Source organism: Faecalibacter rhinopitheci (genome assembly GCF_015234135.1).
Taxonomy (GTDB): Bacteria; Bacteroidota; Bacteroidia; order Flavobacteriales; family Weeksellaceae; genus Empedobacter; species Empedobacter rhinopitheci.
In genome coordinates, this window is the sequence record NZ_JADGIK010000002.1 from 409,044 (window position 1) to 423,575 (window position 14,532).

General features: G+C 30.8%; 16 protein-coding genes. 5 read left to right on the forward strand and 11 right to left on the reverse strand.

Translation table 11 applies throughout. The features are described from left to right. Positions 1–93 precede the first annotated feature (93 nt). From gyrB to IM532_RS04705, 3 genes are all read right to left on the reverse strand, one after another. A complete protein-coding gene (gene gyrB, locus IM532_RS04695) occupies positions 94–2,031 on the reverse strand; it encodes a DNA topoisomerase (ATP-hydrolyzing) subunit B (protein ID WP_194182273.1) in 1,938 nt (645 codons plus the stop codon). A 151-nt stretch (positions 2,032–2,182) separates the two neighbouring features. Beyond that, positions 2,183–2,809, reverse strand: coding sequence for a 16S rRNA (guanine(527)-N(7))-methyltransferase RsmG (gene rsmG, locus IM532_RS04700; RefSeq protein WP_194182274.1), 627 nt, complete (start codon positions 2,807–2,809; stop codon positions 2,183–2,185). 5 nt (positions 2,810–2,814) lie between these two features. Next, entirely contained in the window at positions 2,815–3,261 is a 447-nt protein-coding gene (locus IM532_RS04705) for a GAF domain-containing protein (protein ID WP_194182275.1), read from the reverse strand. A 226-nt stretch (positions 3,262–3,487) separates the two neighbouring features. Between IM532_RS04705 and xrtF the strand changes: the two genes are divergently transcribed. Both xrtF and IM532_RS04715 read left to right on the forward strand, forming a co-directional pair. Then, positions 3,488–4,027, forward strand: coding sequence for an exosortase family protein XrtF (xrtF, locus tag IM532_RS04710; RefSeq protein ID WP_194182276.1), 540 nt, complete (start codon positions 3,488–3,490; stop codon positions 4,025–4,027). Next, complete coding sequence (locus tag IM532_RS04715; protein ID WP_194182277.1) at positions 4,017–4,463, forward strand: exosortase F system-associated membrane protein; 447 nt, start codon at positions 4,017–4,019, stop codon at positions 4,461–4,463. Before xrtF ends, IM532_RS04715 begins: the two co-directional genes overlap by 11 nt. A 14-nt stretch (positions 4,464–4,477) precedes the next feature. Here the strand turns inward: IM532_RS04715 and IM532_RS04720 are convergent, their stop codons facing one another. Then, positions 4,478–4,708 carry a hypothetical protein gene (locus IM532_RS04720; RefSeq protein WP_194182278.1) on the reverse strand — a complete coding sequence of 77 codons (231 nt, stop codon included), beginning with the start codon at positions 4,706–4,708 and terminating at the stop codon, positions 4,478–4,480. Positions 4,709–4,714: 6 nt separating this feature from the next. Continuing rightward, positions 4,715–5,467, reverse strand: coding sequence for a 23S rRNA (guanosine(2251)-2'-O)-methyltransferase RlmB (gene rlmB, locus IM532_RS04725; protein WP_194182279.1), 753 nt, complete (start codon positions 5,465–5,467; stop codon positions 4,715–4,717). Positions 5,468–5,825: 358 nt separating this feature from the next. Here rlmB and IM532_RS04730 point away from each other — a divergent pair, with 358 nt between their 5' ends. The 3 genes from IM532_RS04730 to IM532_RS04740 all read left to right on the forward strand — a co-directional run bounded on the left by IM532_RS04730 (position 5,826) and on the right by IM532_RS04740 (position 9,901). Continuing rightward, a complete protein-coding gene (locus tag IM532_RS04730; RefSeq protein ID WP_194182280.1) occupies positions 5,826–6,620 on the forward strand; it encodes a thymidylate synthase in 795 nt (264 codons plus the stop codon). A gap of 177 nt (positions 6,621–6,797) precedes the next feature. Continuing rightward, positions 6,798–9,329: a M1 family metallopeptidase gene (locus tag IM532_RS04735; protein WP_194182281.1), complete on the forward strand. Its 2,532-nt coding sequence runs from the start codon at positions 6,798–6,800 to the stop codon at positions 9,327–9,329. Between the two features lie 71 nt (positions 9,330–9,400). After that, a complete protein-coding gene (locus IM532_RS04740) occupies positions 9,401–9,901 on the forward strand; it encodes a dihydrofolate reductase (protein ID WP_194182282.1) in 501 nt (166 codons plus the stop codon). Here IM532_RS04740 and IM532_RS04745 read toward each other — a convergent pair. The 6 genes from IM532_RS04745 to IM532_RS04770 all read right to left on the reverse strand — a co-directional run bounded on the left by IM532_RS04745 (position 9,882) and on the right by IM532_RS04770 (position 14,495). Then, positions 9,882–10,301 (reverse strand): DUF2752 domain-containing protein, encoded by a 420-nt coding sequence (locus tag IM532_RS04745; protein WP_194182283.1) that lies wholly within the window; start codon positions 10,299–10,301, stop codon positions 9,882–9,884. The genes IM532_RS04740 and IM532_RS04745 overlap by 20 nt on opposite strands. Continuing rightward, positions 10,285–10,554, reverse strand: coding sequence for a CD225/dispanin family protein (locus IM532_RS13840; protein ID WP_194182284.1), 270 nt, complete (start codon positions 10,552–10,554; stop codon positions 10,285–10,287). Before IM532_RS13840 ends, IM532_RS04745 begins: the two co-directional genes overlap by 17 nt. Positions 10,555–10,624: 70 nt before the next feature. After that, a complete protein-coding gene (locus IM532_RS04755; RefSeq protein WP_194182285.1) occupies positions 10,625–12,001 on the reverse strand; it encodes a nucleoside permease in 1,377 nt (458 codons plus the stop codon). A 23-nt stretch (positions 12,002–12,024) separates the two neighbouring features. Then, positions 12,025–12,648: a bifunctional nuclease family protein gene (locus tag IM532_RS04760; protein ID WP_194182286.1), complete on the reverse strand. Its 624-nt coding sequence runs from the start codon at positions 12,646–12,648 to the stop codon at positions 12,025–12,027. 112 nt (positions 12,649–12,760) lie between these two features. Continuing rightward, positions 12,761–13,720 (reverse strand): electron transfer flavoprotein subunit alpha/FixB family protein, encoded by a 960-nt coding sequence (locus tag IM532_RS04765; RefSeq protein WP_194182287.1) that lies wholly within the window; start codon positions 13,718–13,720, stop codon positions 12,761–12,763. A 28-nt stretch (positions 13,721–13,748) separates the two neighbouring features. Then, positions 13,749–14,495, reverse strand: coding sequence for an electron transfer flavoprotein subunit beta/FixA family protein (locus tag IM532_RS04770; protein WP_194182288.1), 747 nt, complete (start codon positions 14,493–14,495; stop codon positions 13,749–13,751). Positions 14,496–14,532: the final 37 nt, after the last annotated feature.

Consider the following 14,532-nt stretch of genomic DNA (forward strand, 5'->3'; position numbering starts at 1 on the left):
ACCACCATTATTAAATGGTGGTTTTTTTTATATACATATTTAAATAAAAAAGTCCAGTTCAAAGAACTGGACTTTTGATATTATATCAATATATTAAATATCAATTTTTGCATAATGAGCATTCTGTTCAATGAATTCACGACGAGGTGGTACATCATCTCCCATTAACATCGAGAAAACACGATCAGCTTCTGCAGCGTTATCAATAGTTATTTGACGTAATGTTCTATAACCTGGATTTAGGGTTGTATCCCATAACTGCTCCGCATTCATTTCCCCAAGACCTTTGTATCGTTGTATTGCAACTCCTTTACCATCTATAGAAAACTCTTTAGTAATACGCTCACGATCTTTTTCATCCCAAGCATATTCTGATTTAGCTCCTTTTTTAATTAAATATAAAGGTGGTGTAGCAATATAAATATGTCCTTGCTCTATTAACTCTTTCATGTAACGGAAGAAAAAAGTTAAAATTAATGTAGATATGTGAGATCCATCCACATCGGCATCGGTCATAATTACTACTTTATGGTAACGTAATTTAGAAATATTTAAAGCTTTTGAATCTTCTTCTGTTCCTATTGTTACTCCTAATGCAGTATATATATTTTTAATCTCTTCGTTGTCTAAAACTTTGTGCGCCATCGCTTTTTCAACATTTAAGATTTTACCACGTAATGGTAAAATTGCTTGAAAATGACGATCACGACCTTGTTTTGCTGTACCTCCGGCAGAATCTCCCTCGACAAGGAATAATTCTGACTCTTCTGGATTACGAGAAGAACAGTCTGCTAATTTCCCTGGTAAACCGCTTCCGCCCATTGGGTTTTTACGTTGTACCATTTCTCTCGCTTTCTTAGCAGCTTGTCTTGCTTTTGCAGCTAAGATTACTTTATCAACGATTAACTTAGCTTCACCTGGATTTTCTTCTAAGAAATTTGTAAGCATTTCTGCTACAATTTTATCTACTGCTGGTGAAACTTCAGAATTCCCTAATTTAGTCTTAGTTTGTCCCTCAAACTGAGGTTCCATCACTTTAACAGAAATTACAGCTGTTAATCCTTCACGGAAATCGTCTCCAACAATTTCTACTTTTTCTTTTGCAAGATTAAAGTTTTCCTCAGCATATTTCTTAAGCGTACGAGTTAATGCACGACGGAAACCTGTTAAATGCGTTCCACCTTCATGTGTATTAATGTTATTTACATACGAGTGTACATTTTCCGTATAAGAAGTATTATAACGCATTGCAACTTCTACAGGAATATTATCGCGTTCACCTTCCATAAAGATAATTCTATCCATAATAGACTCGCGACTACTATCAATAAAAGCAACGAATTCTTTTAACCCTTCTTCTGAATGAAATACTTCTGTTACAGAATTACCTTCTTCATCTTTTTGGCGTAAATCTGTTAAAGTAATATTAATTCCTTTATTTAGGAAAGAAAGCTCACGTAAACGATTAGCTAAGGTTTGATAGTTATAAGTATTAACCTCTTGGAAAATTGTAGTATCTGGGGTAAAGGTAACCGTAGTTCCATTATGTTCTGCTAAGCCAACTTCCTTAACATCATATAATGGTTTTCCTTTAGAATACTCTTGAATATATTTTTTACCATTTTTAAAAACTTCTGCAGTTAAATGCTCTGACAATGCATTTACACAAGATACACCTACACCGTGCAATCCTCCAGAAACTTTATAAGTATCTTTATCGAATTTACCACCTGCTCCAATCTTAGTCATTACAACCTCTAAAGCAGATTTTCCTTCTTTTTTATGTAAGTCTACTGGAATACCACGACCATTATCTTCAACACGAATAGAATTATCTTCTAAAATGGTTACTTTAATCGTGTCACAGTATCCTGCTAAAGCTTCATCAATAGAGTTATCAACAACCTCATAAACTAAGTGATGTAATCCTCTAACTCCGACGTCTCCAATATACATTGAAGGACGAAGACGAACATGCTCCATACCTTCTAACGCCTGGATATTATCCGCCGTATATGTGTTATTACTCATAATGTATTTCTCTATTTTTTTAACAAACAAATATAGTAAAAAATAGCGAGTTAACCATTATAATGCATGGTTAAAAACTTAGGTTTTATGAAGTTTTTAACTAAAAAAAGCTCTGAAAAATCAGAGCTTTTAAATTGTATTGAATTCTTTATTAAATATCTTTTTTATGCAAGTAAACTACTTTTTTAGTTTCGAAGAAATCTTCCTCGAAAAACTCAGCAATATTATGTAATTCTGCATTTGGAAAATCTTTTAATTCTTCAGTTAAATCACCTCCTTTTAGGTATAATAATCCATTAGGTAGTGGATTTAAAGAATCTCTTTTAAATTTACCTCTAATCCATTCTGCAAATTGTGGCATTGCCGTTACTGCACGTGATACAACAAAATCATATTTATCGTGTAATTGTTCAGCTCGCTTTTGCTCTGCCTTTACATTTGTTAGCCCTAATCCATTAGCTACTCCTTGTACAACCTTGATTTTTTTACCAATAGAATCAACTAAATGAAAATTGACATTTGGAAATAAAATTGCCAGAGGAACTCCAGGTAAACCGCCACCTGTACCAACATCTAAGACATCCGATCCATCTTCAAATTTCATTACTTTGGCTATAGCTAAAGAATGTAAAATATGATTAGTATAAATCTCATCGATGTCTTTACGTGAAACTACATTTATTTGTTCATTCCACTCTTTATATAAATCGCCAACTTTATTAAATTGTTCGATTTGTTTTTCAGTTAAATCAGGAAAATATTTTAATATTAAATCCATAAAAATTATATGATTTCAGAAACTTTGTTGCAAATATACTCCAACAATTTTGTGTCTGCATCAGTAAATGGATCAATTGTGTGCGAATCAATATCTATTTGTCCTATATTTTCCCCATTTTTGAAGATTGGCATTACGATTTCTGCCTTTGTATCAATAGAACATGCTAAATAATTATCTTGTGCATACACATCTGGTACTACAAAAGTTTCATTAGATTCTGCGACTTGACCGCAAATTCCTTTTCCGTAAGGAATAATTGTATGATCGGTCTCAGCACCTACATAAGGTCCTAATTTTAATTCATTTTTATCTCCATTTTTAAAATAGAATCCAACCCAATTATAATATTCAATTTCATCAGATAAAAGCTGACAAACTTTTGATAATTTTTCTTCAACGGAAATTGAACTTCCAAAAATCACATCTATTCTTTTATTTAAATTTTCCATTTTTTAGTTATTTTATATACAAACTTAAGGATAAGTTAGACAGAAAATACTTAACATTTTCACAAACTAATATTCATCTATTAAAGTAATTATTATATGTAAATTATACTATTTTAGTCCAAATTTTATTATTTAAATTCACCCTAAATATATTTACACATAAGGTGTATTTTTAAAATAGAAGTCCTAATAAATCATTTATATTTGTTTTCTATCTATACGTGAAATGAGACAATACAAACCTTTAATATTCTTTTTATTAAGATTCATAGGATCTTATGTACTCTTTATATTAATATATAATTGGTATTTAAATCATTTTTTACCACATGGCTTACCAGATCCTTTTACAAAATTTTGTGCCGAATTAGCTTCTAAAGGATTTAATATAATAGGATTTGAATCTTCTACCATTCATATTCCAGGAGAAAACTATATGCGACTTATTGTAAACGGTAAAGTAGGATCAATAGTAAATGAAGGATGCAATGCCATCTCTATCTTAATAATTTTTGTAGCTTTTATATTGGCATTTTATACCACATTTAAACAAACCCTTTTATACATTATATGTAGCTTAGTAGGATTATTTTTGATGAATATTTTTAGAATTATTTTATTAACCTATATTTTTAGATTTCACGATTCTATCGCAAAAGTATCACACGACTATTTATTCCCTGCGATAATCTATGGTTCAATAATTATATTATGGATAGTTTGGATTAAATTTTTTGTATCAAAAAGAAAAATAAATGCAGCATAATGTTTTAAAATATAGTCTTCTTACTTTTTTATTATTTGCGTTAATTGCAGTAAGAATGTATGAAGCAGAAATTTTCTATGATCCACTTTTAGATTATTTTAAAAATTCTAATCATACGAATTTACCTTCTATGAATCTTACAGATTTATATATTAATGTATTTTTAAGATTTATGATTAATTTATTACTAAGTGTTCTAATTGTAAAAGTTTTGTTTAATGAAAAAGCGTATGTAAAATTCACAATCATAGTAGGAATTTTAGGCTTTGTAATACTTTTACCATTATATGCTTATATGCTTAACCATAATTTAAATTTTGGAGAAATGATCTTTTTTTATGTAAGAAGATTTCTGATTCAACCCATGTTTTTAATTATATTAATTCCATGTTTTTATTACCAAGAAATTAGAAATAAAAAAGCGACTCAAGTTTGAGTCGCTTTTTATATTTATATTTTGTCTTGATTTTCTGCTGCAATTTTCTGTTCTTTTTTAAGTTTACGATATTTAAATAACCAACCTAAAAAGCCTCCCAAAATTAATCCTATTCCTATTCCTCCTATCGTACCAATTGCAAAACTATATTCTTTCACCATTTCAGCAAAAACAGTATGCGTGGTATTATACATCATATAAGACATTGCGAGTAATAATACTCCGATTATTGAAGCGTAAGACATAAATTTTTATTCAAAAAGATTAGCATTTACACGTTGACGAACTGCTTCGTATAAAATTGCTCCACATGCAACTGATACATTTAATGAAGCTGTTTGTCCAGTCATTGGTAATTTAATCATTTTATCAGAAATTTTCAAGATAGAATCTGATACACCATCTTCTTCGCTTCCCATTACAATTGCAGTAGGAACAGAAAAATCTGCATCGTATAAGTAATCATTTGTTTTTTCTGATGCACTAAATACAGAAATACCTGATGCTTGTAAAAATCTTACCGCATTTACCAAGTTACCCTCTTTACAAACTGGAATATTATATAAAGCTCCAGTTGAAGTTTTGATCGCATCTCCATTTACAGAAGCAGAACCTTTTGCAGGAATAATAATAGCATCTACCCCCACACATTCTGCAGTACGAGCAATTGCACCAAAGTTTCTCACATCACTAACACGATCTAATATTAAGATAAACGGAGTTTTACCTTGCTCATAAATTTGAGGTAAAATATTTTCGATTGAATCAAATTCAATCGGAGAAATAAAAGCATATACTCCTTGGTGATTTTTTCCTGTAAAACGATTTAATTTTTCCACAGGAACATAACTAACCGGGATTTCATGTAAAGTGATTAATTTTCTTAATTCAGCAAAAATTTCACCTTGTAATCCTTTTTGTACAAATATTTTATCGATTGTTTTTCCAGCTTCAATCGCTTCAATAACAGGTCTAAGACCAAAAATACCTCCTTCGTTTTTCATAAATGCAAAGATACAATTATTTACGAATCCTTTTCTTTACATTTTGTATATAATGTGGCAATCCAGTTGCTAAAACAAATGATAAGATTAAAATGGCTAAAACACTCCAAATATTTAGCCTAAAATGAATTAATCTGCTCACTAGTGCAAACACCAAAACAAGCATAATAAAGGTCTGAAAATAAAAATGTTGTATTAATTGCATTCCTTTTTTTGTGCGTTTAACATAAAAAAACAAGAATAGAAATAACACAAACGATAAAATGCTTACTAATTTCATTTGACTAAATTGATTTCATTTATAATATATTTTTACTATATTTTTGTCTCTGTAAAATTACCTTTTAAATTTAAACTTATGCAACAATATCATGACCTTTGTCGTAAAGTAATGAGCGAAGGTTCGTTCAAAGAAGACCGGACTGGAACAGGAACAAAAAGTATTTTTGGGTATCAAATGCGCTTTAACTTAAGTGAAGGTTTTCCATTAGTTACTACTAAAAAATTGCATTTAAAATCAATTGTACACGAATTATTGTGGTTTTTAAAAGGTGATACAAATATAAAATACCTTACAGATAATGGAGTAAGAATTTGGAACGAGTGGGCAGATGAAAAGGGAGATTTAGGACCAGTTTACGGTAAACAATGGCGTTCTTGGGGAAAACCAGATGGAGAAGTTATTGATCAAATAAAAGTTGCTATTGATCAAATAAAAAATAATCCAGATTCTAGGAGAATCATTGTATCTGCATGGAATGTTGGTGAATTAGATCAAATGGCTTTAGCTCCTTGTCATGCATTTTTTCAATTTTATGTAAATGATGGGAAATTATCCTTACAACTATATCAACGTAGCGCCGATATATTTTTAGGTGTTCCATTTAATATTGCATCCTATGCTTTATTACAAATGATGGTGGCACAAGTTTGTGGATTAAAAGTAGGAGATTTTGTACACACATTTGGTGATGCACATATTTATAAAAACCATTTTGAGCAGGTAGAATTACAATTATCTCGCGAACTATTCCCATTGCCTACCATGAAGATTAATCCTAAAGTAAATGATATTTTTGATTTCACTTTTGATGATTTCGAATTGGTCAATTATCAAGCTCATCCACATATTAAAGGAATCGTAGCCGTATAAATAGTATTAAGCAGTGAATATTCACTGCTTTTTTTTATTTAAATTTTAACGTACGACTTTCAAAAATAATTGAGAAATTTAAACTTCATAAATTTTACACTTTATAAAATTTAATTCGTAAAATTATTTTTGTAACATATCCACAATTAGAACGTCTAATTGATTAAAATCAAGTCGATGAAAAAAACACTATTTTATATAGCTACTGCATTTGCATTGTCTGTAACAATTAATGCACAAGTAACTACTCTCCCACCAAGCTACAATGAAAATCAATCCGATCCTACAAAAATTTACCGCGCTGAAGCTGAGCGAATCAATAATTTAGTTCATACAAAACTTGATTTAAAATTTGATTATGCAAAACAACAAGCAAATGGTGAAGCTTGGCTTACCCTAAAACCTCATTTCTATACTACTCAAAAATTAACATTAGATGCAAAAGCTATGTTAATACATGAAGTAGCCTTAGTAAATGGAGCGAATAAACAAAAGCTGAATTATACTTATAATGACGAGCAAATATTCATTGATCTTGATAAAGCTTATAAAAAAGATCAAGAATATACCATTTATATCAAATACACAGCTCGTCCAAACGAAGTAAAACAAAAAGGAAGCTCTGCAATAAGTGATGCAAAAGGATTGTACTTCATTAACCCTGATGGCACTGAACCTAATAAACCTACGCAAATTTGGACACAAGGTGAAACCGAATCTTCGTCTTGTTGGTTTCCAACGATTGATAAAACAAATCAAAAAACATCACAGGAAATCTATTTAACATATCCTGAAAAATACGTTTCTCTTTCCAATGGTTTATTAAAATCATCGAAGAAAAATGGAAATGGAACTAAAACTGATTATTGGAAATTCGATTATAAACATGCCCCATATTTATTTTTTGTAGGAATTGGAGATTATGCCATAATTAAAGACAAATGGAAAAATATCGATGTAGATTACTACGTAGAACCAGAATATAAGGATTACGCAAAAGAAATTTTTGGCGCAACTCCTGATATGATTACATTTTTTTCAAACATTTTAGATTATCAATTCCCTTGGGATAAATACCATCAAATGACTGCTCGCGATTATGTATCTGGAGCTATGGAAAATACTGGAGCAGTTTTATTTTATGAAGCTGTTCAACAAAAACCTGGTGAATTAATTGATGAAAATACTGCTGAACCTATTATTGCTCATGAGTTATTTCATCATTGGTTTGGGGATTTAGTAACTGCAGAGAGCTGGACAAACCTTACAGTTAATGAATCATTTGCAAACTACTCAGAATATTTATGGTTTGAACATCGCTATGGTAAAGAAAAGGCAGATGAACATCGTACAACCGATATACAAGGTTATAAAATGGGCGATAATTTTACAAAATCATTAGTTCGTCCACACTATAACTCGCGTGAAGATATGTTTGATGCTGTTTCTTATAATAAAGGAGGAGCAATTCTTCACATGTTAAGAAACTATTTGGGTGATGAAGCTTTTTTTAAAGGATTGAATTATTATTTAAAAACAAATGAATTTAAAAAAGCAGAAGCAGTTCAATTACGCCTAGCTTTAGAAGAAGTTTCGGGTCGTGATCTAAACTGGTTCTTTGACCAATGGTATAACGGAAGTGGACATCCAAAACTTAATATTGTTTACGAATATAATCCTTCTACAAAGAAAGTAAAAGTAAGTGTAAAACAAGATACAAAAGGCTTGTTTGAATTTCCTTTTGCAATAGATGTTGTTGAAAATGGAAAAGCAACACGACATAATGTTTGGGTTGGAAAACAAGTAGAAAATTCATTTGAATTTGATGCATCACAAAAACCAGAAGTTGTTATCCCAAATGCTGATCAAGTTTTATTAGCCGATATTACAGATAATAAATCCATCGAAGAATTTATTGCTCAATATAAAGTAGGTAAAGGAACTTATGATACGAGAAGATTAGCTGTAGAAGCTTTTACGAATGCTCAAGCGACCAATCCTAAGGCTTTAGAAGCACTAATTAATGCTCTAAATGATCCTTACGAAGGAATTAGATCTATAGCTATTAAAGGATTAGACACTAAATCACCTAAAGTGATGGAGAAAGCAAAAGCTAAATTACTTGAAATTGCTGCAAAAGATCCAAAAACCAAAGTGCAAGGAGATGCGTTAAATTCATTAAATGAAGCCAAAATAGTTGACCAAGCAATTTTTACGCAAGCAGCACAAAGCAAATCTTTCCGTGTACAAAGTTTAGCAATAGCTGGATTGGTTAAAAATAATCCTTCTGCTATCGAACAATATAAAAATATAAGTGATGATGTCATAAAATCAAGTGACGATTTAGTCGCTCAATTTTTGCCAACATGGATTAAGAATAATCAAGTAGATAAGGCGAAGTTAGTTGGTGAGAATGCTGCTTTTTATGAATTAATTAAATTTCAAGATCCTTCAGCTGGTAAAACTTTTGAAGATGCATTTATATGGATGATGTCTAATGATACTCCAGAAGCAACAACACAGATTGCAAATACATTTGCCCGTTATTTTGGATATTTTAAGGAACAGAATCCTATGGTTGCAAATTTACTTAGACAAACTGCTAACAAAGGTTTAAACTTAAAAACTGAGGCATATAAAAAACAATCTTCGGCTTCTTTACAAAAACAAATTGATGAATTGAAAAAAGCCATCGAAAAAATGAAATAATCAATTATTTTTATATCTTTATGAAGCTATTCTCGTCAGGGAATAGCTTTTTTAGCCTTATTAAATAACTTATGATAAAAATTATTGTAGCGAAAGCAAGTAATAACGTTATTGGAAATAACAACGAATTGATTTGGCATCTACCGAATGATCTTAAAAATTTTAAAAAACTCACATCTGATCATCCCATAATTATGGGGCGTAAAACCTATCAATCATTAGGAAGACCTTTACCAAATCGTACCAATATTGTTATAACGCGCGATTCAAATTTTAAAGATGACAAAGTTGTAATTACTTATTCTTTAGAAGAGTCAATTAATAAAGCAAAAGAGATAAATAATGATTTGTTTATAATTGGAGGAGGAGATATTTATAAGCAAGCGATGGAAATTGCAGACGAATTATACATTACAGAAGTTCATCACGAATTTGAAGGAGATACATTTTTTCCAGAAATCGATGAAGATAATTTTGAAGAAATTTCTAGAGAACATTTTAATAAAGATGAAAAACATCTCTATGCCTATTCTTTTGTAATATATAAGAGAATTAAGGAATCAATAAATTAAAAGGATAAATAGGAATATTCCTTAAAATCCCAAATAAAAGTACTAAGATTAACAATCCAATCCATACAAACTTCTTTGTTGGAATTCGGATTGTTTTTTTTGCATCAAAGATGAGGTTGTAAATTTTTATGATGACTCCATAAATTATAAAAGGTAGAGCCAAAATAAATAATGCATTATACCGTAAAGCTTCTATCACTTCCAAATGTAGTAAATGATGCAATGCCCGCTGAGTTCCACATCCAGGACAATTAAAACCGAAGATTAAATTGGAAGGACAGCGTAAAAATAATGATTGACTTGTACTAGGATTATTAGTGTAAAAATATAATAATATTCCACTAGATAATAAAATAACTACAAAACCTTTAGCTGCTTTTACTTTATTTATAGGAAACATTACTAAAAAGTATAATAGAGAATATTATGATTACTCCTATAACAAATGATAAAATTATAGCTGAAATTGCTAATTGTACTGTTCGTTTAGAAGCTTTTTTTGATGGTTCTATTAAATTTTGTTCCCAATATTTATTCACTTTTATTGAATTATATAAAGCCAATATAGATAAAGGCCAAAAAAATAAAAAGGATATAATTACTAAATACAAATAATTATTAGGCCTTTTGGATGGAGATTGTAAATCATTCATAGAAAAATATATAATAGATTTATAAATATAAAAAAAGGAAGGTTATAATAACCTTCCTTTTTTTTATATATTAATGTGAAATATTTCCTACTGAATTTGGATCATGTTTATGCTTAAATAAAATTGCAAAGAAAACAGCAATAATTAAGGCATAAGCCGCAAATGTCAACCAAATATGCTCCCAATCTTTAAACATTAAAGCTTTATCAAATATACCATTTGTAACTATGATTCCGTTTGCTGAAATAAATTCAGTCATCAAATTATTATCAGGTGTAGTATCTAAAAAGTTAGCTAACTCAGTTGTGTTATTAAAAGATTTAGTGAAAAACTTATCAATCATCCACCCCGATGTTAAACTTCCAAATACAGCACCAAAACCATTTGTCATCATCATAAATAAACCTTGTGCTGATGAGCGCATCTTAGAATCTGTATTTGTCTCAACAAACAATGAACCTGAAATATTAAAGAAATCGAATGCCATACCATAAACGATACAAGATAGTATAATCATCCATAAACCGTCTTGTGGGTTAGAGAATCCTAATAAACCGAAACGTAAAACCCATGCTAACATAGAAATTAACATCACCTTTTTAATTCCATATTTCTTTAAAAAGAATGGAATTGCAAGGATAAATAAAGTTTCAGAAACCTGAGAAATTGACATGATAATTGTTGAATATTTTACAACAAAAGAATCTGAGTATTTAGGAAAATGCTTAAACTCGTCTAAGAATACATCTCCATAAGCATTAGTTAATTGTAATGCTCCTCCTAAAAACATTGCAAAGATGAAGAACAATGCCATTTTATAATTAGCAAATAATTTGAATGCATCTAATCCTAATAATTGCATTAAGCTTGCATTCTCATTAATTGTTTTCTGTGGTTTACATGGTGGGATTGTTACAAAAGCATATATTCCCAAAACAATTGCAGCAACACCTGCAATGTAAAATTGTAACTCTGTAGCTTTATTCCCTGTTAAATTGGTAATCCACATTGCAACAATAAATCCTACCGTTCCCCAAACACGAATTGGTGGGAAATCTTTGACTACATCATAATTATTAGACTTTAAGACTGTGTATGATATTGAATTATTCAATGCGATAGTAGGCATATAACAACTCATTGCTACTAACATTACCCAGAAGAATGTATTAGGATCATTTATTTGAGGTAAACAAAATAATACAGCTGCATAAGCAATATGTAAAATTCCGTATAATTTTTCTGCATTTACCCATCTATCTGCGATAATACCTGTAATGGTTGGCATTACTAATGAAGCAAATCCCATTGTGGAGAAAATTAATCCAAATTTTGTTCCATCCCATTGTTTAGTTCCGAACCAATAATTGGCAATTGTAATTAACCAAGCTCCCCAAACAAATAATTGTAGGAAGTTCATTAATGTTAGTCTAACTTTTAAAGACATAATTCTATTAAAAAAGTGATTGTTTAGTTTTTAAAATTTTCTATTTCGTCTCTTAGACGTGCGGCTAATTCGTAATCTTCATTCATTACTGCCTTTTTCATTTCCTCTTCTAATTCATCTTTCGACCAACCAGAGAAATCTGAACCTAATTCACTTTCTGCGATGAAGTCAATCTCCTCATTAATCTGATCCATAGTATGTTGGATATCTTCATCATCTTCCTCGACAATATCTAAATGGATACCAGCCTTTTCTACCACATGTTCATATGCATATATTGGTGCATTAAAACGTACAGCTAAAGCGATAGCATCCGAAGTTCTAGAATCAATTTCGTGGCGCTCACCATCTTCATTTATAAAAACGATATTAGAATAAAAGACCCCATCTTCTAACTTGTATATATATACTGATTCTACTGTAATATTATATACTTTTCCTAAACTAATAAATAAATCATGAGTTAATGGTCGAGGTGGATTAATATCTTTTTCTAAAGCTAATGCAATTGATTGTGCTTCGAAACTTCCAATAATAATTGGTAGTTTACGAGTACCTAACTTTTCCTCCAAAATCAAAGCATATGCACCAGTCTGAGTTTGACTGTATGATATACCTTTTATTATTAAGCTAATTAAATTGTTCATTTGGGTGTAAAGTTATCAAAAAATGATTAAATAATAATGATTATTTAACAGATAAAAAAATCCGAATCACATTAGTAATCCGGATTTATATTTTAAAGATTTATTAATTGAATTAAGCTAATCCTTTTAATTTCTTAACTTCCTCGATTAATCTAGGAACAACTTCAAACGCATCTCCTACAATACCGTAATCAGCTGCTTTAAAGAAAGGTGCTTCAGCATCACTATTAATCACAACAATAGTTTTAGATCCATTAACCCCTGCTAAATGTTGGATAGCTCCAGAAATACCAATCGCTATATATAAATTTGGCGCGATAGCTTTCCCTGTTTGCCCTACGTGTTCTGCATGTGGTCTCCATCCAATATCTGCTACTGGTTTTGAAGAAGCTGTTGCAGCACCTAATAATCCTGCTAATTCTTCAATCATACCCCAATTTTCTGGACCTTTTAATCCACGGCCTGCAGAAACTACAATTTCAGCTTCTTTTAAATCGATTGCCCCTGTTTTTGCAAACTCAACTCCTAATACTTTTACTTTAGCATCAGCATCAGTTACAGTAACTTTTACAGATTCTTCAGATCCTGTTACTGCATTTTCCTTAACTCCAAATGCATTTTGCAAAACTGTTACAACAACTTTTCCAGCTGCTGCTACTGTTTCAATACCTTTTCCTGAGAATGCTTTACGTGCAACTGTAAATGGTGCTACAGCAGTTGGAGCTTTCTCCACATTAGTAACTAATGCCGCATTTAATTTTAATGATAATAATGGAGCAAAAGACGCTGCATCATTCGTAGATGGTAAAACAACTACATCTCCTGCTACTAATTCTGCTACTGCTTTAGCATAAGCATTAGCATCAAAGTTTTTTAAAGCTGAATTCTCAACTTTTAAAACTTTTGTAGCTCCATATTTGTATAATTCTTCAGATGAATCTGTTGCGTTGAAAGCAATTGCTGTAACTGTATCACCAGCCACATCTGCAACAGCTTTTGCATATGCTACAGCTTCTAATCCTGCTTTTTTATATTTTCCGTCGTGAGACTCTGCGTAAACAAAAATTGCCATTTTTTAAATAGTTTTAAAGATTGATTAATTAGATAGCTTTCGCTTCTTCGTGTAATAAACGTACTAATTCAGCAACATTATCTTTGTCTACTAATGTTACATTTCCACGTGAAGCTGGTTTTTCATAACCTACAACTTCTGTTTTAGTTTCTGTAGCTTCTGCTGCTACTACGCTAATTTGTTTTGTTCTTGCTTGCATAATTCCACGCATATTTGGAATTCTTAAAGCAGCTTCATCCACTAAACCTTTTTGTCCTGCAATAACTGCTGGTAAAACTACTTCTACATTTTCTTTACCTCCGTCTATTTCGCGAATAGCTTTAGCTGAAGATCCATCAATTTCTAATCCGATACATCCGTTAACAAAACCATAGTCTAATAAACCTGCAACTAATCCTGGTACAGATCCACCATTATAATCAATCGATTCTTTACCTGTTAAAACTAGATCGAATCCTCCTTCTTTTGCTGCTTTTGCTATTTGTGTCGCAACGAAAAAGTCATCACGAGCATCTGCATCGATACGTATACCGTCATTTGCTCCAATTGCTAAGGCTTTTCTCATTACTGGATCTACAGTAGCATCTCCTACTGTTAATATAGTTACAGTAGCGCCTTGTTTTTCTTGTAACTCTACCGCTTTGTTTAAACTAAATTCATCATGTGGATTTATAACGAATTGTACACCATTTTTATCAAATGATTTTCCGTCTCCTGTGAAGTTGATTTTTGCTGTAGTATCTGGTACACTACTAATACAAACTAATATCTTCATAATTTTGGGTTTATTATATCTTTATAGTAAAATTAAA